General features: G+C 63.7%; 19 protein-coding genes. 10 read left to right on the top strand and 9 right to left on the bottom strand.

Annotated elements, in window-relative coordinates; all coding sequences use genetic code 11:
* The first annotated feature begins 55 nt into the window (after nucleotides 1-55).
* The 6 genes from AC3YMN_RS07680 (at nucleotide 56) to AC3YMN_RS07655 (ending at nucleotide 4682) form a co-directional block, all read left to right on the top strand.
* Nucleotides 56-976: a carbohydrate ABC transporter permease gene (locus AC3YMN_RS07680; protein ID WP_127754915.1), complete on the top strand. Its 921-nt coding sequence runs from the start codon at nucleotides 56-58 to the stop codon at nucleotides 974-976.
* Nucleotides 973-1836: a carbohydrate ABC transporter permease gene (locus tag AC3YMN_RS07675; protein ID WP_248305190.1), complete on the top strand. Its 864-nt coding sequence runs from the start codon at nucleotides 973-975 to the stop codon at nucleotides 1834-1836. Before AC3YMN_RS07680 ends, AC3YMN_RS07675 begins: the two co-directional genes overlap by 4 nt.
* Nucleotides 1833-2510 carry an N-acetylmannosamine-6-phosphate 2-epimerase gene (locus AC3YMN_RS07670; protein ID WP_489889557.1) on the top strand — a complete coding sequence of 226 codons (678 nt, stop codon included), beginning with the start codon at nucleotides 1833-1835 and terminating at the stop codon, nucleotides 2508-2510. The genes AC3YMN_RS07675 and AC3YMN_RS07670 overlap by 4 nt, the downstream gene beginning before the upstream one ends.
* Nucleotides 2510-3418 (top strand): N-acetylglucosamine kinase, encoded by a 909-nt coding sequence (locus tag AC3YMN_RS07665; protein ID WP_489889556.1) that lies wholly within the window; start codon nucleotides 2510-2512, stop codon nucleotides 3416-3418. The genes AC3YMN_RS07670 and AC3YMN_RS07665 overlap by 1 nt, the downstream gene beginning before the upstream one ends.
* Complete coding sequence (locus AC3YMN_RS07660) at nucleotides 3415-4296, top strand: N-acetylmuramic acid 6-phosphate etherase (protein ID WP_489889555.1); 882 nt, start codon at nucleotides 3415-3417, stop codon at nucleotides 4294-4296. Before AC3YMN_RS07665 ends, AC3YMN_RS07660 begins: the two co-directional genes overlap by 4 nt.
* Before the next feature lie 116 nt (nucleotides 4297-4412).
* Entirely contained in the window at nucleotides 4413-4682 is a 270-nt protein-coding gene (locus AC3YMN_RS07655; protein ID WP_127754919.1) for a DUF2312 domain-containing protein, read from the top strand.
* 63 nt (nucleotides 4683-4745) lie between these two features.
* Here AC3YMN_RS07655 and AC3YMN_RS07650 read toward each other — a convergent pair whose 3' ends face one another.
* Nucleotides 4746-5438 (bottom strand): phosphoribosyltransferase, encoded by a 693-nt coding sequence (locus AC3YMN_RS07650; RefSeq protein ID WP_489889802.1) that lies wholly within the window; start codon nucleotides 5436-5438, stop codon nucleotides 4746-4748.
* Nucleotides 5439-5518: 80 nt separating this feature from the next.
* Between AC3YMN_RS07650 and AC3YMN_RS07645 the strand changes: the two genes are divergently transcribed.
* Nucleotides 5519-6685, top strand: a complete 1167-nt coding sequence (locus AC3YMN_RS07645; protein WP_489889554.1) for a M20 aminoacylase family protein — start codon at nucleotides 5519-5521, stop codon at nucleotides 6683-6685.
* Here AC3YMN_RS07645 and AC3YMN_RS07640 read toward each other — a convergent pair.
* The 6 genes from AC3YMN_RS07640 to AC3YMN_RS07615 are packed head-to-tail and all read right to left on the bottom strand — an operon-like array spanning nucleotide 6667 to nucleotide 12701.
* On the bottom strand, nucleotides 6667-7587 hold the full coding sequence (locus AC3YMN_RS07640) for a nucleoside hydrolase (protein ID WP_489889801.1): 921 nt from the start codon (nucleotides 7585-7587) through the stop codon (nucleotides 6667-6669). The genes AC3YMN_RS07645 and AC3YMN_RS07640 overlap by 19 nt on opposite strands.
* Nucleotides 7588-7589: 2 nt before the next feature.
* Complete coding sequence (locus AC3YMN_RS07635; RefSeq protein ID WP_489889553.1) at nucleotides 7590-8915, bottom strand: amidohydrolase family protein; 1326 nt, start codon at nucleotides 8913-8915, stop codon at nucleotides 7590-7592.
* The gene (locus tag AC3YMN_RS07630; RefSeq protein ID WP_489889552.1) at nucleotides 8912-9979 is read right to left on the bottom strand and encodes an ABC transporter ATP-binding protein; all 1068 of its coding nucleotides are present in this window, start codon (nucleotides 9977-9979) and stop codon (nucleotides 8912-8914) included. The genes AC3YMN_RS07635 and AC3YMN_RS07630 overlap by 4 nt, the downstream gene beginning before the upstream one ends.
* A gap of 12 nt (nucleotides 9980-9991) precedes the next feature.
* The gene (locus AC3YMN_RS07625) at nucleotides 9992-10783 is read right to left on the bottom strand and encodes an ABC transporter permease (protein WP_489889551.1); all 792 of its coding nucleotides are present in this window, start codon (nucleotides 10781-10783) and stop codon (nucleotides 9992-9994) included.
* Nucleotides 10780-11604, bottom strand: a complete 825-nt coding sequence (locus AC3YMN_RS07620; protein WP_127754925.1) for an ABC transporter permease — start codon at nucleotides 11602-11604, stop codon at nucleotides 10780-10782. Before AC3YMN_RS07620 ends, AC3YMN_RS07625 begins: the two co-directional genes overlap by 4 nt.
* Before the next feature lie 59 nt (nucleotides 11605-11663).
* Nucleotides 11664-12701, bottom strand: a complete 1038-nt coding sequence (locus AC3YMN_RS07615) for an ABC transporter substrate-binding protein (RefSeq protein WP_172121664.1) — start codon at nucleotides 12699-12701, stop codon at nucleotides 11664-11666.
* Between the two features lie 199 nt (nucleotides 12702-12900).
* Between AC3YMN_RS07615 and AC3YMN_RS07610 the strand changes: the two genes are divergently transcribed.
* Nucleotides 12901-14763 (top strand): adenine deaminase, encoded by a 1863-nt coding sequence (locus tag AC3YMN_RS07610; RefSeq protein ID WP_489889550.1) that lies wholly within the window; start codon nucleotides 12901-12903, stop codon nucleotides 14761-14763.
* A 16-nt stretch (nucleotides 14764-14779) separates the two neighbouring features.
* On the opposite strand, the gene AC3YMN_RS07605 is transcribed toward AC3YMN_RS07610, so the two are convergent.
* The gene (locus AC3YMN_RS07605) at nucleotides 14780-14953 is read right to left on the bottom strand and encodes a hypothetical protein (protein ID WP_489889549.1); all 174 of its coding nucleotides are present in this window, start codon (nucleotides 14951-14953) and stop codon (nucleotides 14780-14782) included.
* A 613-nt stretch (nucleotides 14954-15566) separates the two neighbouring features.
* Here AC3YMN_RS07605 and AC3YMN_RS07600 point away from each other — a divergent pair.
* Nucleotides 15567-15935, top strand: coding sequence for a response regulator (locus AC3YMN_RS07600; protein ID WP_489889548.1), 369 nt, complete (start codon nucleotides 15567-15569; stop codon nucleotides 15933-15935).
* Nucleotides 15922-17013, top strand: coding sequence for a Crp/Fnr family transcriptional regulator (locus AC3YMN_RS07595; RefSeq protein ID WP_489889547.1), 1092 nt, complete (start codon nucleotides 15922-15924; stop codon nucleotides 17011-17013). The genes AC3YMN_RS07600 and AC3YMN_RS07595 overlap by 14 nt, the downstream gene beginning before the upstream one ends.
* Nucleotides 17014-17030: 17 nt before the next feature.
* Here AC3YMN_RS07595 and AC3YMN_RS07590 read toward each other — a convergent pair whose 3' ends face one another.
* On the bottom strand, nucleotides 17031-18266 hold the full coding sequence (locus tag AC3YMN_RS07590; protein ID WP_489889546.1) for an NAD(P)/FAD-dependent oxidoreductase: 1236 nt from the start codon (nucleotides 18264-18266) through the stop codon (nucleotides 17031-17033).
* Between the last annotated feature and the right edge of the window lie 24 nt (nucleotides 18267-18290).

The raw sequence follows: 18290 nt of genomic DNA, 5'->3' as shown, positions 1-18290 counted from the left end.
TTCGCCCAATCCCTCCCTCGCCCACCGGCGGGGGAGATCCTAGCTGGAGAACACCATGCCACAACTTCGCCTCACCGGGCGCGGGCTTTGGATCACGGCGCTGATCGTGCCGCCACTGGCCTTTGTGGCGCTGTTCGTCGTTTATCCGATCATCTCCGCCTTCGCTTATGCCTTCTTTGACTGGAACGGGCTGCTGCGCGGCGAATTTGTCGGCCTCGACAACTTTCATACCGTGCTGTTTGTCGAGCCCTATGCCAGCTGGACCCGCAACGCTTTCTCCCACAACATCATCGTCTTTTTTGCCCTGATGGTGCTGCAGAACGGCCTGGGCTTCTTCCTTGCCTATGCGCTGTGGCGCGAACTACCCGGCGCCCGCTTTCACCGCATCGCGGTGTTCCTGCCCGTCGTGCTCTCGACCATCATTGTCGGCTATCTATTCAAGCTCTTCCTTCATCCGCTGTTCGGCGTAGTTAACATCAGCCTGCGCGGCATGGGCCTGGGCGAGCTGGCGCAACCTTGGCTCGGGCAAAGCTCAACCGCGCTTTGGGCCCTGATCGCCGCCAATGCCTGGCACATGGTCGGCTTTCCCACTCTTGTCTTCCTCGCCGGCATGCAGCGCATCCCCACGGAAATGCTCGATGCCGTGCGCATGGAAACCCGCAGCGAATGGGTCAAGATCACCAAGATTGTCTGGCCGCTCGTCGCGCCCAGCGCCACCGTCGTCTTCGTCTTACTGTTTGTGGGCGCGTTTAACTGGTTCGAGCTGCCCTATGTGATGGCGGGGCTCGATGGCTCGCCCTTTGGCTCTACCGACGTGCTGGGCCTTTATTTTTACCGCACCGCCTTCGGTAATGTGTCCTCTGGTCAGCAAGACTTCGGTCTGGGCAGTGCCCTTGCCGTGCTGATCTTCCTCTTCATTGCCGCCGTCGCCGGCGTCATCACGGTGCGCCTACGCGCACGGGAGATCCAGTTGTGAGCACTGTCACCAGCACTTACAGCGATCGTCCCGGCCTCATCGCCACCCTAGGGCGCGACGGGCTGATCCAGATTATCCTGATCGCCAACACCTTCATCATGCTGGCGCCCATCGTCATCATGATGTTTTCGGCCTTCAAGACCACGCCGCAGATCTTCGCGTCGCCCTTCGGCATTCCTGATTTCACCAATCTGGTCAATTTCAGCCGCATCTGGACGCAGACCAACTTCCTGCAATACCTCATCAATTCCTTTGTCGTGACTGGCGCCTCCATGGCACTGATCCTGACCCTGGGCACGATGGCAGCCTATGCGCTGGCGCGTTACGAGTTCTTCGGCGCCGGCTTTATCCTGATGTTCTTCATCGCGGGGCTCACCTTGCCCCTCAAGCTCGCCATCATCCCGCTCTTCATGCTGATGCGCGATCTAGGCATTCTCAACAATCAGCTCTCGCTGATCTTTGTTTATACCGCCATGGGCCTGCCCACGACGATCTTCATCATGACCGGGTTCATCCGCACCCTGCCCAATGAACTTGAAGATGCCGCGCGAATGGATGGCGCCAGCGAAGCGCGGATCATGTGGTCGATCATGCTGCCCCTGGTGCGTCCGGCCATGGTCATCGCGGGCATCCAGAATGTCGTGCCCATCTGGAACGACTTCTTCTTCCCGCTGGTGTTCATCCAGAACGATCGCCTGAAGACCCTGCCCCAGGGCCTCACCACCTTCATGGGTGAATATTCCACCGACTACGGCGTGCTTTATGCCGGCCTGACGCTCTCGGCCCTTCCGATCATCATCATCTATATCGTTCTGTCCCGGCAGTTCATCAGCGGCATGACCTCGGGAGCCATCAAATGAGCCTGCGCCTGCAACAGGGTAGCCTCATCGTGTCCTGCCAGGCCCGGGCCGACAATCCCCTGCATGGTCCCCAGTTCATGGGCGCCATGGCCCTGGCCGCGCGCGATGGGGGGGCCAGCGCCATTCGCGCCAATGGGCCGGAGGATGTGCGCGCCGTCAAAGCTGCGGGTCTGCCGGTGATCGGCATCCACAAGGTCTTTTCCCCCGACGTGCCCGTTTACATCACCCCCACCATTGCGGCCGCCGATGCGCTGGCGGCAGCCGGCGCCAATATCGTCGCGCTCGATTGCACTCCCCGGCCCCGCCACGGCGACGAACCCGCTGCCATCATCGCCCATATCCGCGACCGGCTCGGGCTCGAAAGCTTTGCCGATATCTCGACGCTGGAGGAGGGCATCGCCGCGGCTGCCATGGGCGCGACCTATGTGTCGACCACGCTCTCGGGCTACACCGAATACACCCAGCCCAAGCCCGACCTGCCCGACTTAGAGCTGATCCGTGCGCTTGCTGCCGCCGTTAAGACGCCCATCATCGCCGAAGGCCGCTTCAACACCCCCGAACTGGCGCAGGCCGCGATCGCTGCTGGCGCCTATGCCGTCGTGGTCGGCACCATGATTACCAATCCCCGCGAGATCACCCGCGGCTTTGCCCGGGCGGTTGCCGAGGCACATTGATGGCAGGCTTCCTAGGCATCGATATCGGCGGCACCGCCTCGCGCTGGGTGCTGGTGGATGCAACTGGCACCCCGCTGGCCCGTGGCTCGGCCGCCGGCGCCACCGGTCATCTCTTCAATGCCACCGAACGCGAGCGGCTAGAAGCCACCCTCGCCACCATCGCCGCAGCGCTCCCTCAAGAGCCCATCCATGCTGCCTGCCTGGGCATTACGGGGCTGGGCCAAAGCGTGCATGAAGAGGCGCGGCAGCTGGTCGCCAGCAGCTTCAAGCTCCACGCCGGCGCCATCCGCCTCATCGATGACATGGAACTGGCTTTTCGCGCCGCCTTTGCTCCAGGCGAAGGGCACCTCATCTCGGCAGGAACGGGCTCGATTGGCCTGCATCTCGATGCCAACGGCACCATGCTCCGGGTGGGCGGTCGCGGGCTCCTGATCGATGACGGCGGCTCGGGCACCTGGATTGCCCTGACCGCGCTTGATCAACTCTATCGCCGCATCGATGCCACCGGCGGCCCCGCCGATGCCGCCATAATCGCGCGTGAACTCTTTGCCGAGATGGGCGGCGATCACTGGGACCAGACCCGCGCCTTTGTTTATGGCAGCGACCGCGGCCGCATCGGCACCCTCGCCCAGGCGGTGGCCCGGGCCGCGACTGCCGGCGATCCACTGGCAACCGAGATCATCGAGCGCGCCGCCGATGAACTCGCCCGCCTCGCCAAGGCGCTGATCGGGCGCGCCGGCAGGCTCCCCGTCGCCTTTGTGGGTGGGATCACGACGCTCCACCCCCTGCTCAAATCCGGCCTGACCGCTGCCCTGCCGGAAACATCAGTCAGTTTCCCCCAGATCGACGCCGCGAGCCATGCAGCCCAATGGGCCAGAACCACTCACCAACAGGAGGCCCATTTATGAGCCACACCACCGAATCCGCCTCCCTGCGCTTCGCCAATCTCGAAGACTGGTCCAGCACCGATCTGGTTGCCGGCATTCTGGAAGGCCAGTTCAGCGCCATCAGTGCCGTCCAGGCCGCCAGCGCCCCCATCGCCGAAGCCATTGACCGGGGCGCCGAACGGCTGGCCCGTGGTGGTCGCCTCGTTTACCTCGGCGCCGGCACCTCCGGGCGCATCGCCACTCAGGACGCTGCCGAACTGCCCCCCACTTTCAACTGGCCCTATGAGCGCGCCCTCAGCCTCATGGCAGGCGGGGAAGATGCCGTGTTCCGCGCCGCCGAAGGTGCCGAAGACAGCGAGCAGCTGGCCATCGAGGCTCTCGAGGGCATCGGCGTCAACGAAAACGACGTGGTGATTGCCCTCGCCGCTAGCGGCCGCACCCCCTATGCCATTGCCGGCGTCCAGCATGCCCGCGCCAAGGGTGCCTTGACGATCAGCATCTTCAACAACTCAGGCGCTCGCCTGGGCGAAGTCGCCGACATCGCCGTGCTGCTCGATACCGGGGCCGAGATCCTTTCGGGCTCCACTCGCATGAAGGCTGGCACCGCGCAAAAGGCGGCACTTGATTGCATCTCGACGGGCGTGATGATCCGGCTGGGGTTTGTCTATCGCGGCCTCATGGTCGAGATGCGCCCCACCAATACCAAACTCAAGGACCGCGCCGCCAAAATGGTCGCGACCCTCACCGACACCGATTACGCCACCGCCGCCGAAACCCTCGCCACTGCCGGCGGCAGCATCAAGATCGCCGCCGTCATGCTGCTCAAGTCGCTTGATCGGGCGGACGCGGCAGCCGCTCTGGCCGGCGTTGACGGCGATCTGCGCCGCGCCCTGCAATAATCCGGCGCGCGTTACGCGGCGTCCGCGCAAAGATCCCGGGACAACCGCTTATGGTTTACCTTCCGTCAACCCGCAGCCGCGAATAGTGCCGACCTCATTGAAACCCAGGAGGCACCATGAGCGACGCTGGTATTGCGGGTGGACGGATCCGTTCCTTTGTTGAACGCATCGAGCAGATCGAAGGCGAGATCGCCGAACTCAACGAAGGCAAGAAAGAGATCTTTGCCGAAGCCAAGGGCGAAGGGTTCGACGTCAAGGTGATCCGCGAGATCATCAAGCTGCGCAAGCAGGACCAGGACGAGCGTGACGAGCACGAAACCCTGCTCGATCTCTACATGCGCGCCATGGACCGCACCGACGAGACCGAGGACGCCAAGGCGGCCTGAGCTGGCCTTCGCCTCGTGAGCTTGGAAAAGCACTCCCGACCAGCTTGGGGGTGCTTTTTGCTGTCAGCTCCCTCCGTTCGGTAATGGCCGCCAGGGACCTTCGCCCTCCCGCTGCAGCAAGGGCGAAGCCAGCGGCGCCACAATGCGCTTTCGCCAGGGTGCCAGTGGCTCCTGCCACCGCGTGCCCTGCAGCATCGCTACCCCGATCACCACCGGCTCGATCCCGGCCCTCCCTAACAGCCGCAGCACGGCTGCTGTCGAGGTGCCCGAGCTGATCACATCGTCGATCACCGCCACCCGCTTGCCCTCCAGCAGGGGCAGCATGCGGGGATCAACGAACATGGTCTTGCCCATTCCGGGGCTGGTGATCGAGCTGATCGGCTCGGAGAGATCCTCGACATACCAGAACTTGCGCGAAGTTCCGAGCGCCACCATCCGGGGGTGGCCCAGCCGGCGCGCCACATTATTGGCAAGCGGCAAACCAAGCGTCGGCACCCCAACCACCACATCGGGCGCATGAGGGGCGAGCAGCCCCGCCAATCGCTCGGCCAGTGCATCTTCCACGGCAAAGCTCGCCTGGTTGATGATCAGGGAGGCAACCGCCCTGGTGCCATCGCCGGGCAGGACGCGAATGGGCAGCAGCAATTCGCGCCCATCCGCAAGTTGGGCCGGATAGCCCCCGAAATAGCCGGCTTCCGGGTCGCCGGGATAAGTGCCCTTCGGCACGATCTGCTGCCAAAAGCTGTGTGGTTCGATGGTCACGGCAAGGTTTCTCTTGCAAGGGCCCCACCCGGGAGCCGATGTCTGGGGGCTAGTGTTTCAAGTACGAGCTTTCGATGCAATCCAACAGCAATGACCCTTTCGAGCTCATGCACATGATCGAGCTGCGCCGCGACCTGCATGCCCACCCCGAACTGGGCTTTGAGGAAATCCGCACCAGCCAGATCGTCGCCGAACAACTCGCGGAAGTCGGCATCGAGGTGCATCGTGGCCTGGGCAAGACTGGCGTCGTCGGCACCTTGCGCGTGGGCACCGGCACAAGGGCGATCGCCTTGCGGGCCGATATGGACGCGCTGGCCATGCCTGAACTGGCCGAGCGCGATTATGCCTCCAAGACCCCTAACACCATGCATGCCTGCGGCCATGACGGCCACACCGTGATGCTGCTGGCGGCGGCACGCCACCTCGCCCGGGAGCGCAACTTTTCGGGCACAGTACATTTCATCTTCCAGCCCGCCGAAGAAGGACGCGGTGGTGCCAAGGCCATGATCGATGACGGTTTCTTCGAGCGCTTCCCGGTTGACGCTGTTTATGGCCTGCACAACATGCCCGGGCTCGCTCCCGACGAGATGGCAGTGGTCGCCGGCCCGCAGCTGGCCTCGTCCGATAGCTGGGAAGTGACGTTCCGCGGCATCGGCACCCATGGTGCCAAGCCCCATCTGGGGCGCGATGCCGTCACCGCCGCCGGCCAATTCCTTCTTGCCCTCCACACCATCGTCGCTCGTCGCGTCGATCCGCTGCAACCCGCCGTGGTGAGCGCCTGCGCGATCGAGAGCGGCGATTTCCGCGCCCTCAATGTCATCCCTGACGCTGTCCGCATCGGCGGTACGGCCCGCGCCTACAGCGCCGCGGTGCGCGATCAGCTCGAAGCCGAAATCGGCCAGCTGGCACAGGGCACCGCCGCCATGTTCGGCATCACTGCAGACTACAAATTCCTGCGCCGCATCCCGCCCGTGATCAACGACGCCGACGCGACCCGTCGCGCCCTGGCGGCAGCGCAGGCCGTGACAGGCCGGCCGGTGGTCACCGATTTCCCGCCCTCGACCGCCGGCGACGATTTCGCCTTCTTTAGCGCGGCGGTGCCCGGCGCCTATGTCTGGCTCGGCAATGGTCCGGCAGTGGATGGCGCGCTGCACCACAACTCGCGCTATGATTTCAACGACGAAGCCATTGCAACCGGCGCCCGCTTCTGGAGCACGCTGGTTCAACAAGAGCTGCGCTGAGCCTCGTTGAGGCCGTGCCTCAGGGCCTCGATAGCTCCGGGGCCATCGACCCGCATCGCGACCTTGATGGGTGGCGCGTCCGCGTCCTGCACAAGGGCGCCCGCTTCAGGTCCATCGCTCACATCAACGGCCAGCCTCAAGGTGTCCAGGCCAAACAAGCCAGGCTCGACCGCAAACAGCATCACGCAAGGGTCGTGGAGGGGCCGGCTTTCCCGGCCGCTACCAAAATAAAGCGCGATGATCTCGGCACAAAGGTCTCCAGCCGGCGAGCCTCGCAGCGAGGCAATCTGCGCCGGAACCACCCGGACGCGCCGGGTGACGTCCAGCGGGATCACGGTGAGATCAAGCCCTGCTCCGAGCACGATCTGCGCCGCCTCGGGGTCGGTGGCGAAATTATACTCCGAACGCGCGCCGATATTGCCGGGCTCGTCCACCGCTCCGCCCATGACGATGAGCCGACCCATGCGGGCCGCAGCATCAGGATGGTCGCGCACGAGGAGGGCGATATTGGTCAGGGGCCCGAGGGCAAGGATGTCGACGCTCCCCGCAGGCGCCGACTGCAATTGCTCGACCAGCCACCCGACCGCTTCTCCTTGCGCTTGGGCTTGCGGCGGGGGCAGCGTAAGGCCGCCCATCCCATCATCGCCGTGAATGGAGGTGAGTTCCGCCCCGCCACGACGAAGCGGCTGCGCAGCACCGCGGCGCACCGGCACATCGCTGCGTGCCATCGCGGCAAGCAGCCGAAGGCTGTTGCTTGTGCTCGCCTCGATACCGATATTGCCCGCGACCGTCGTCAGTCCCAGCACCTCGAACCGACCGCAAGCCACGGCGTAAAGGATCGCGACCGCATCATCGAGCCCGGGATCGGTGTCGATGATCACCCGCCGCGGGGTTGCTGGCACGCTCAAGCTTTCTGCTCATCGAGCAGGACCATCTCGGCCTTGAACTGGTCGGCAATCTGCAAGGCGTCGCGCAGCGCCTTTTTCGGCTCGAGCGTTTGCACCTGCCGGTCCCGCATCAGCCAGCGGCCGGCCACCATAGTGTCGAGCACATCACCGGGCATGGCTGCAAACACCAGCGCCGAATAAGGATCATAGATTGGATGCAGCCGCGGCGCGGCAAGGCTGATACGAATAAGGTCCGCCTGCTTGCCCGGCTCGAGCGAACCCGTCTGCAGATTGAGCCCCAGCACCCGGGCTCCCTCGATCGTCGCCATCTGCACGACATCGCGCGCCGGCAGCGGCCGCCGCGACTTGCCCAGCAACTTGGCAAACATCGACACCGGCGCGAACTGCGCAAACAGATCGAGCGTATTGCCGCTCATCGCCCCGTCACTGCCCATGCCCACCGGCAAGCCGGCATTACGCAGGGCTTCCACCGGCGCGATGCCGCGGCCGGCCTTGCCATTGGACCGCGGATTGGTGGCGACACAGACCTGCGCCTCGGCCATCAAGGTTATATCGGCATGATCGAGCTGCAGGCAGTGCGCGCAGATGAGGTTGGGCTTGAGCAAACCAGCTTCGCGCGTCACCTCGACCGTCGAGCAGCCATGGTTATCCTGCGCCCAGCGCACTTCCAGATCGCTTTCGGCCAGATGCATCTGCACCGGAATATCGGGGTGATCCGCCGACCATTGCGCTACCCGCTCCATGGTGGCGCGGCCGGTGGAGTATGGCGCATGCGGGGCAATCGACGCCGTGACGAGCGGATGGCCGGCAAACTCATCCACCAGCGCCTCGACTAGAGCAAAGCCCTCGTCCCAGTCGCGATGATCGGGCGGCTGGAAGTCGGCAAGCGTTTGGCCGACAATGGCGCGCAGGCCCGAAGCCGCAGCTACCCGGCCCACTTCCTGCTCGAAATAATACATGTCGGCGACGGTGGTGACCCCGCCCTGGATCATCTCCAGCGCCGACAGGGCCGAGCCGACCCGCACCAGCTCGGGCGACACGAATTTGCGCTCAAGCGGCAGGATATAGCGGTAAAGCCGATCATCCACGTCTTCGCCGAGGCCCCGGAACACCGCCATGCCCATATGGCAGTGGGTGTTGACCATGCCCGGCATGACGATATCGCCGCCGCAATCCACGATCTCGGCGCCGGCGATGGAGGGCGGCTCGCCGCTGCCCAGTGCCGTGATGGTGGTGCCATCCACCTGCACCCAGCCGGGATTATGCTCGCTCATCGCCTCGTCGAGCGTCAGCACCCAGGCATTGACGAAAAGAATGGTCACGCCGTTTCTGCCGCCAGGATCGTGCATTGCTCGGGCACGGGCACGAGCTTGGCCTGCCCACCCATCTCGAGCGGCCGTGTCAGCGGGCCGTTCGCCAGCAGCGGGCCGGCGGCTGTGTCGCACTGATACTGGTAGGCACGACCCAGATAGGTGCGCAGCCCCAGCGTTGCCGGAATGCCTTCCATGGCCAGGTCAGGGCTTGCCACAAGGCCATCGGCCCGGCAGGCCAGCGTGAAGCTGTCGGGAATGGCGCCGAACTGCTCAAGGCCCAGCGTCAGCCGCACGCCACCGGCGGCCTCGGCGGTGATCTTCGCACCATCCCGCTCGACAACGCGCATGGGGATCAGGTTCTCAAAGCCCACAAACCGCGCGACGAACGCGTTGGCCGGGCGCTGATAGAGGGTTTCAGGCGTATCGAGCTGCATGATCCGGCCCGCATGCATGATGGCCACGCGATCCGAGATCGAAAAGGCTTCTTCCTGGTCGTGCGTGACGTAAACCGAGGTCGTGCCATTGGCGCGCTGCAGCTGGCGGATTTCGACCCGCATATCGACCCGCAGCTTGGCGTCGAGATTGGACAGCGGCTCATCAAACATCAGCAGCGGCGGCTCAATCACGAGCGCCCGCGCCAGCGCCACGCGCTGTTTTTGCCCGCCCGACAGCTCGCCGGGCAGTCGGCTCGCGAGATGCGCGAGGCCCACGCGCTCGAGCATTGCCGCGACGCGCTTGGTTTTCTCCGCCGGCGCGACCCCGCGCTGCTTGAGCCCAAAACCCACATTGTCGGCCACGCTCATATGGGGAAAGAGCGCATAGTTCTGGAACACCAGCCCGATATCGCGCCGATGTGCGGGCAGGCGTGTCAGGTCGACCCCGCCAAGCTGGATCCGGCCCGAAGTGGGCTGCAGAAAACCGGCGACGAGGCGCAGGGTCGTGGTCTTGCCGCAGCCGCTTGCGCCCAGCAGCGAGACGAGTTCGCCTTCCGCCACCTCGAGCGAAAGATCTTCAAGCACCTTGGTCGTGCCGTAATGGGCAGTGATCGACTGGATCGAAAGAGCTTTGGTCACGCGCGTGGCACTCTATTTAGCAAGGAAGGTAAGGCCGAGCGTGCGCTCGACAATCGCCATGACCCCGACGGTCAGCACCATCAGCAGCACTGACACCGAGGCAACGGTGGGATCAAAGAACTGCTCCATATGGGCCAGCAACTGGATGGGGAGCGTGGAAATGCCCGGGCCGGTGAGGAAAATGGAGATGGACACGTCATTGATCGAGGTGATGAAGGCGAGGATAAACGCCGCGATCACGCCCGAGCGCACATTGGGGAGCAGGATGGTAAAAAAGGTGCGCAGCGGCGGAGAACCAAGGCTGATTGCCGCTTCCTCGATCGAGAAGTCGAACGAGGCCAGCGACGCGCTGATCACCCGCACCACATAGGGCAGCACGAGCAGGCTGTGCCCGAACACCAGCGTCAGGAAGATAGGGGTGTTGAACTGCACCGCCACATTCTTGAGCAGCGCAAAGCCCAGCACCAGTTCGGGCACCAGCACCGGCAGCACGAACAGCGTGGCCAGCCACCCCGGCAGCTGGATGCGATAGCGATTAAGCGCATAGGCGGCGGGAATACCGATCAGCAGCGCGATGAAGGTCGAGAGGAACGCGATCTGCAGGCTGGTGATGATGGTACGACGGAACGCAGCGATCTCGAAGATATTGGCGAACCAGCGTAGCGACAGCCCCTGGGGTGGGAAGGTCAGATAGGTCGTGTCGCTCAGCGCCGAGCCCACCACGATGATGAGCGGGCCGATGAGGAAGATGAAAACGAGGACCGTGAAACCGATCAGGGCGGGGTGCAGCTTCTGGGTCATCATACCGCCATCGGGTTGAGACGGCGGGCGACCCGCGTCATCACAAGGACAATGGCGATGGTGAACACCACCATGACGGCCGCGATGGTGGAGGCCGCGACCCAGTCGAAGGTGACCATGGCCTGCTGATACATCAGGGTACCCATCATCATCACCTGCTCGCCGCCCAGCAGTTGGGGCGTGGCGTAGGAGGTGAAGCTGCCGGTGAACACCAGCACGGCCCCGACGATCAGCCCCGGCACGGCGAGCGGCAGGATGACCTGCGTGAAGGTCGCCCATGGCTTGGCGCCCAGCGAGGAGGAGGCCTGGATCAGGTCTTCGGGGATGGATTCAAGCACGCCCACCAGGGTCAAAATCATCAGCGGAACAAAGAGATAGACCATCGCCACGATCACCGAGCCTTGCGTGTAGAGCATGGTCAGGGGCTCGCCGATGAGACCGGTGGAAACGAGAAAATTGTTGAGAATGCCGTTCTTGCCCAGGATGATGAGCCAGGCAAAGGAGCGCACGACGACGCCGGTCAGCAGCGGAAACACGGCGGCAATGATCAGGATCGACTTGAGCCAACCCGGCGCGCGGCTGATCACGAAGGCCGTTATGAAGCCAACTATGAGCGCGATCGCCGTAACTATGAACGAAACCTGAATGGTGCGGAACAGCACCGTGCGGCGAAAACCGCTGCCGAAAAATCCAAGATACGGCGCCAGCGGGCCGTTGGGCGTCATGAAGGTGGTGACGATGGTGGCAACCACCGGCAGCACCAGAAAGACCACCACCAGCAGCGTCGCGGGGGAGGCCAGGGTCCAACCTGAAAATCGCTTCATTCAACCTAGCCCTTTAGTCCAGCAAAGAGTGCGGGGCGCTAAGGCGCCCCGCTTGGAGATTACATGCCGAAGATTTCGTTCCAGCGCTCGATCCAGCCGGACTTGGCGGCGTTCATCTTGGCATAGTCGATGCGCTGCAGCCCGGCGATGGTGTCGGCACCATAGGTCCAGAGTTCTGCCTGCTCGGGGGTCAGTTCCACCGCGGTGTTGACCGGAGCGTCAACGCCCTCTTCAGCCAGAACCTGCTGGATTTCGGGCGAGAGGATGAAGTTGATGAACTGGTAGGCCAGTTCCGGCTCGGCTGCGCCCTTGGGGATGTTGACGGTGTTGAGCGTGGCGATCGAGCCTTCCTCGAGCTCGGCCCATTCAACGGTCGGCACGGCAGCCTGAATCTGGCCAAGGGTGAAGTCCTGCGCAATGGCAGCACTGATCTCGCCGGTCGAGAAGAGATTGATCATCTCCGAGCCGGTATTGTAGTTCTTGACCACATTGGGCTTGAGTTCGGCGACGGCGGCAAAGGCGGCATCGGTGTCTTCATAGGCATCGACGCCGGCATGATCGCCTGCCTTGAGCACGACCATCGGGCCGGCCGTGGTGGTGATGCCGGGCAGCGAGAGCGAGGAAGCGAGGTCTTCGCTCCAGAGGTCATTCCAGGAGGTGACCGGCGTTGCGATCTTGGCGGTGTCGTAAACGATACCGACGCGGCCGATCGTATAGGCCGGACCATACCCGCCCTGCGGGTCCTTGGCGATGTCATAGAGACCGGCAAGATTGGGGAGCTTGGCCGGATCGATCTGCTGGAACAGGCCCGCTTCAATGCCCTGCTGGCTGAAGCTGTCGGAGAAATAGGCGACGTCAACGCCACCGCCATTGCGGATCTGCAGCTTGTTGAGACGCTCGCCATTATTGCCGGTCTCGAACACGATCTCGCAGTCGCACATTTCGCGGAAGGGCGCGAGCACCAGCGTCTCGAGCTTTTCGCCATTGAAGCCCCACCAGGAGATGGTCAGGGTCTTGTCCTGCGCCATTGCGGGCGCAGCCATCAGGGTAGTGGCGGCAAGGGCAACCGCGAAGACGGAAGAAACAGTTTTCGACATGGATATTCCTTTGCACGCGGAGTGCCGTCCGCGAACGGATGGAGCGCAGGCCCGGCCGGCAGAAGCCTGTTTTTTGGGTCGCATATGCCGCAAGCCTTATCTTTGTGCAACTGTCATGGGAAGATGGCTTCTACTCGCCATCCCTCTTATTGACAGGCAAGCGCATTGTCAGCGCGGCAAACTGTATCTCGGAACTGATATGACCACCATAAGCGATCTGCTGATCAACCCTGAAGACGAAGTCGCGATCCGGCAGAACCTGGCCCTGGTGGCACTGGGCAAGCGCCCGGCCGATCGCGCCATTCGCGTGGGACGGGTGCTCGATGTTTATGGTCGCAACTGGCACGAGGATCAAGAAATCGTCGTGGCCGGGCGCCGCATCGCTTGGGTCGGCCCTGCTGGTGCGTATCCCGGCACTGTTGCCGAACGGATCGATCGCTCGCATCTGGCGGCGGTGCCCGGATTTGGCGAAGTGCACAAGCATATTGAATCGAGCCATCTAACGCCCGAATGGGAGGCGGCGCTGGTGCTGCCGCATGGCTGCACTTGGACCTGCGAAGCCAGCCATGAATTTTCCAATGTGAACGGCGCTCGCAACCTCGAATTCTGGTTGACCGCGCGCCTGGCGGGTTCGCCGGTGAAGATTTTCCCCTTGCCTGGATCGGCCGTTCCCCCCACCGCCTATGAATGGGGTGGCGGCTATTTCGGCTATCCCGAACAGGCCCAGTTCCTGCGCAGCCAGTTGATGGTGGCGGGGCTCGATGAGGTGATGGATTGGCCGGCGGTCTGGAACCCCGAGAACCCCTCCTATGAGCGGCTCTGGGGGATGATCCGCGCCACCTTCGAGCAGCGCGGCGTGGTCGAGGGGCACGCCGCCGGCATGCGCGAGATCAATGACATCAACGCCTTTGCCGCCGCCGGCATGGCGTCGGACCATGAAGCCTGGACGGCCGAGGAGGTCAGCGACAAGCTGCGGCGCGGCCTCTTCATGGAACTGCGCCCCCATTCCCTCACCGAAATGATCACGGGCCTGCTTGAGCGCGGGCAGAGCGATTGGTCCAATGTCGCGCTGTGCACCGATGATCGCTCCTGTTCCGATACAATGAAGCTGGGGGCCACCGACCACAATGTCCGGCTGGCGATCGCCGCAGGGCTGCCGGTCGAGACCGCGATCCAACTGGTGACGATCAATCCGGCCCGGCATATGCGGCTAACGCCTTGGGTCGGCGCTATCGCGCCGGGACGCTTTGCCGATCTGGTTCTGCTCGATGACATTGAAAAGCTCGCCATCGACCAGGTCTGGGCTGACGGCACCCAGGTCTCGCAGGGGAAAAGCTATACCGGCGCCCTGCCCCAAATCACCTGGCCCGACTGGGCAACCAAGACGGTCCATATCGAGCGGGAAATGACGGCCGATGATTTCGCTATTCCCGCACCTGCGGATCGCCACACGGTTCAGGCTGCGCTGTTGCGGCCTTTCCACTGGGCCGATGACTTCATCACCACCGAACTCAAGGTAGAGAATGGGCTGGTGCAGCGCGACCCTGCCCGCAACATCACCAAATTCGCCATTGTCGACCGGTTTTCGGGGGAGGGCAAAACCGCGGCCATGTTCTGGCTGGGCACCGGGCCGGCTACGCCGGATACGGCGCTGGCCTGTTCCATGGGCCACGACAAGCACAATATCTGGGTTGTGGGCTCGTCGGACGAGGCCATGGCGCTCGCGGTCAATACCCTGCGCCAAACGCAAGGGGGCTGGGCGCTGGTGCGCGGTGGCGAAGTGCTCGCCACCGTGCGCTACGAAGTGGGTGGGCTGATGACCTGCCGGCCGGCAGCCGAACTCGACGCGGAAATGGCCGAGCTTTATAGGCAGGGGGAAACCATTGAGTGGATGTTCGAGCCGACCTTTTCGCCGCGCTGGTGGCCCGGCTTTCCCGAACGGCTGGCCTTTGCCACCCTGACCTGCGCGCCCTGGCGTTGGGTTCTGGTGGCCCCTTCGCCGCTCGCGCCGGAGGGGTTCGTCAATGTTGCCACCGGAGCCACCCACCCCATCGTCTGGTAGATGTGGCTGGGCTCGCCTAGTGCAACGGGCCCAGCACGCCTCGATATTCTGCCTCGGGGGCGCCATAGGCATCGGCGGCAAAGGCCTCCGGCGCTTCGCGATCACGAATGGTGATGAAGCCGCGCTTCGCACGAATGAAGTGGCTCCCTTCAAGGGAGTGGAGCGCCGTGGTGACACTGGGGCAGCGCACGGCCACATCAGCGCGAGAAAGTCGTGCGTGAGCGCCATCTCATCAGCCTCGGCCCGGTCGTGACACATCACAGCCAGCGCGCCAACCGCTCGTGGACCGGGTGCACGGCGTTGGACAGGGCCGTATATCCGGTCTGGATCGACGGCGTGTGCACAGATAGCGAAAGCATCTGGTGCAGGGATGGCTGGCTCGGCACGCCCCCAGCAATGCTGTGCTATCGATGACGTGACCGGCGCCAGCCATTTGCATCACGATTAAATGAACCGGCTGACCGGACCCAAGGGGAATCGGTCCAACTTGGTACGCTTGCTAATACAAGTTGGTCCTATCGGGGCTGATGTGCTAAGACTGAGTTGATGACGCCTAGAGACGCAGCCGCCACAGGCGATGCTGCCCTGCTGCGTTCGCCATGAGCGGACGTCACTGCCCGATCCAGGCCGCTTTATACGCCAGAATTGCTGCACGAACCTGAGCGGACCGGCTCAGGCGAGACAATTAAACTGCAGTGCCCTGTAGCGCTTCCTGGCGCCATCAGCGGCACGGCAACAAGCGCAGACATGGCTTCGTAATTCTCGAGTTTGACTAACATAGTTCAATGAACAGGAGGTTGGCGATGTCGGATGGTGCGGAACTGATGATCGTTGAGGACGAACCCCTGATTGCCATGATGATCGAGGAAATGGCCGATGAAATCGGCTGGCCGGTCGGGAGGTGCCTCCACTCCGAAGCGGATGCCTTTGTTTACCTCAACAGCCACAAGCCTGCCCTGGCGGTGCTGGACATCAATCTGGGCCTGACCACGAGCCTCGGCATCGCGGCCGCCTGTCACGATCGCAACATCCCTGTTGTCTTCACCACCGGCTACACCCCCGCCGACGTGCCGACCCAATGTGGCAACGCCCCAGTGCTGGCCAAGCCGTTCTCGACCGAAGACTTGGCTCGAGCCATCAAGCAAGGATTGCAGCAACATGCTCATGCGTAACCATTCAGGCTCGGGCCCGCCCGCCAGCGGCGATGCCTTGGCCGGCCATCTGGGATTGTTTGGCCCCCTAAGCCCCGCTGAGCGCACTGGCCTGCTGGCCCTGACGGGCTCCACCGTGCGGCTGTCGGCCAATGAAGAAATTACCCAGCTGGGGTCGCACGCTTCCAGCATCGTCGTGGTGCTCGATGGCGTCTTGCAGCGCTTCAACGACGATGCCCGCGGCAATCGCCAGATCTGCGGGCTTTACCTGCGCGGCGATGCCCCGGGGCTGGAAACGCTGCAGATGCCGATCGCGGACCAGGGGCTTTCAGCACTGGTGCCCTCCATTGTCGGGCTCATTCCGCAGCGCAAGATGCTCGACCTGCTCGCGCAGTTTCCCTCCCTGCAGGGCCTGATGTGGCGCGAAACGTTGGTGCAGGCCTCAATGCTGCGCATCTGGCTTCTTCGCAACAGCATCAAGAATGCCGCCGGGCAGCTGGCGCATCTGTTTTGCGAATTGCTGACCCGCGCCAAGGCCGCCGGCATTGCCCAGGGCAATAGCTGCCCCCTGCCCCTTTCGCAGCGCCACCTTGCCGAAGTGACCGGGATGTCCGTGGTGCATGTCAACCGCACGCTGATGGTGCTGCGCGCCGACAACCTGATCGAATTTGCCAATGGCGTGCTGACGATCCATCGCTGGGACGAGCTGGCTGAAATCGGCGAATTCACCCCCGGCTATCTGCATCTGGGCGAGCAGGCTGCCGAGCTGGCCCCAGCGCGGCCCACCCCGGTGCTGCAAAGCCGGATTGAGGACAGTTTCGAGTTCATCCCCAGCCGCGCGCCGACGGCGTCCGAGGAGCCCGACGCCTTCCGGCGCAAGGCGGCTGATTTCAAGCAGATGCTCAAGACCTGGTCATTTGTGTCCTCGGGCATCATGCGCGGGGAAGCTGACGATCTGTTTGAAAAGCTCACCCGCCTCGCCAATGATCTGCACGAGTTGGCGGGCGATGCCCCCGAGCGCAAGGCCACGGTGGAAACGCTGACGAGCCTGTTTCACCGGGTGCAGTTGGTGCCCGACCGCAGCAAAAGCCAGGCCTGAGGCCTGGCTTTGCGCCCTTAGCGGAAACGCGCAACGCTGTAGGGCGTTGGATCCACAAAGGGGGTCTCCCCCGTCATCATTTCGCCCAGGAGCCGCCCCGTAGCGGGCCCGAGCGTCAGCCCATGATGGGCATGGCCGGTGGCCAGCCATAGCCCCTTGCGCCCTTCAGGCCCGATTATGGGCTTCATGTCGGGCGTGCAGGGCCGCGCCCCCATCCAAGGCTTGGCATCGAGCCGCTCGGCAATGGGGTAGCCCTCGCGCGCATAAGGCTCGGCCGCATCCACCTGCACCGGGTTGGGCGGCGCATCGAGCGCGGCAAATTCCGCCCCGGTGGTGAGCCGGATGCCCTGGCGCATCGGCACCATCAGGAAGCCCGCTTCATCAAACATCGGCATGGAGATGGTGGCATTGCCGCGCGGGCGGTAATGCATGTGGTAGCCGCGCTTGACCCCGAGCGGCAGGTGCCGCCCCAGTCTGCTCAGCAGCCCGCCCGACCATGGGCCCAGCGCCACCACCGCATCGCGCGCCTGGAGCGGGCCCTCGACCGTGTCGACGCTCCAGCCCGGCGCCGCTTCACGCAGGCTGAGCGCATCGCCATGCACGAACCTTCCGCCCAGCTGGATGAACAAGCGCAGATAAGCCTGCGTCAGCGCCAGCGGGTCGCGTACCGTCCAGGGCTGCGTCCAATGCACCGCGCCAACGAGCGGGGCAGTGACATGGGGTTCCTGGCTGCGCAGCGTTTGCTGGTCGAGCGCCTGGTGCTCCAGCCCATAGCGGCCATGCCCCTCGGCTTCCTCGAGGGCGGCGCGGAAACCCTTTTCGGTGCGGAACACTTCCATCCAGCCGGCCTTGCCGATCAAGTCCCCGGCGGCGGCTTCCTCGATGAGCGGGGCATGCTCGGACACGGAATGGGCGATGAACTTGGAATAGTCCTCAACGATCTTCTGATAGGAGCCCGAGCGCGACGCCCACCAATAACGCGCAAGGAAAGGCGACAACTTGGGCAGGTCGCGCCAGCGAAAGCGCATGTCGACGCTCTGGTTGCGGCCATAATTGAGTACGGTCACCAGCGACTGGGGAAACAGATGCGGCGCGACCCCTTCGCGCTGGATCAGTCCGGCATTGCCATAGGAGGTTTCCTTTCCGGCCTCCCCCCGGTCCAGCAGCACCACGGAACGGCCGCGCTTGAGAAGGTGAATGGCGACACTGACCCCGACGATCCCGGCCCCGAGGACAACGCAATCTGCTTTCATGGAGAATTCCGACTCAACTCAATA

It is taken from the genome of Devosia sp. Z11_6, from assembly GCF_058133665.1.
This window is presented reverse-complemented; position numbering and strand designations above follow the sequence as displayed.

What these genes read in the sequence shown, in the direction of transcription:
- AC3YMN_RS07660 (WP_489889555.1), top strand. Translation starts at nt 3,415, where the DNA reads ATGAGCCACACCACCGAATCCGCCTCCCTGCGCTTCGCCAATCTCGAA.
- AC3YMN_RS07645 (WP_489889554.1), top strand. Translation starts at nt 5,519, where the DNA reads ATGCAATCCAACAGCAATGACCCTTTCGAGCTCATGCACATGATCGAG.
- AC3YMN_RS07595 (WP_489889547.1), top strand. Translation starts at nt 15,922, where the DNA reads ATGCTCATGCGTAACCATTCAGGCTCGGGCCCGCCCGCCAGCGGCGAT.
- AC3YMN_RS07670 (WP_489889557.1), top strand. Translation starts at nt 1,833, where the DNA reads ATGAGCCTGCGCCTGCAACAGGGTAGCCTCATCGTGTCCTGCCAGGCC.
- AC3YMN_RS07680 (WP_127754915.1), top strand. Translation starts at nt 56, where the DNA reads ATGCCACAACTTCGCCTCACCGGGCGCGGGCTTTGGATCACGGCGCTG.
- AC3YMN_RS07610 (WP_489889550.1), top strand. Translation starts at nt 12,901, where the DNA reads ATGACCACCATAAGCGATCTGCTGATCAACCCTGAAGACGAAGTCGCG.
- AC3YMN_RS07615 (WP_172121664.1), bottom strand. Translation starts at nt 12,701, where the DNA reads ATGTCGAAAACTGTTTCTTCCGTCTTCGCGGTTGCCCTTGCCGCCACT.
- AC3YMN_RS07655 (WP_127754919.1), top strand. Translation starts at nt 4,413, where the DNA reads ATGAGCGACGCTGGTATTGCGGGTGGACGGATCCGTTCCTTTGTTGAA.
- AC3YMN_RS07665 (WP_489889556.1), top strand. Translation starts at nt 2,510, where the DNA reads ATGGCAGGCTTCCTAGGCATCGATATCGGCGGCACCGCCTCGCGCTGG.
- AC3YMN_RS07620 (WP_127754925.1), bottom strand. Translation starts at nt 11,604, where the DNA reads ATGAAGCGATTTTCAGGTTGGACCCTGGCCTCCCCCGCGACGCTGCTG.
- AC3YMN_RS07625 (WP_489889551.1), bottom strand. Translation starts at nt 10,783, where the DNA reads ATGATGACCCAGAAGCTGCACCCCGCCCTGATCGGTTTCACGGTCCTC.
- AC3YMN_RS07600 (WP_489889548.1), top strand. Translation starts at nt 15,567, where the DNA reads ATGTCGGATGGTGCGGAACTGATGATCGTTGAGGACGAACCCCTGATT.
- AC3YMN_RS07590 (WP_489889546.1), bottom strand. Translation starts at nt 18,266, where the DNA reads ATGAAAGCAGATTGCGTTGTCCTCGGGGCCGGGATCGTCGGGGTCAGT.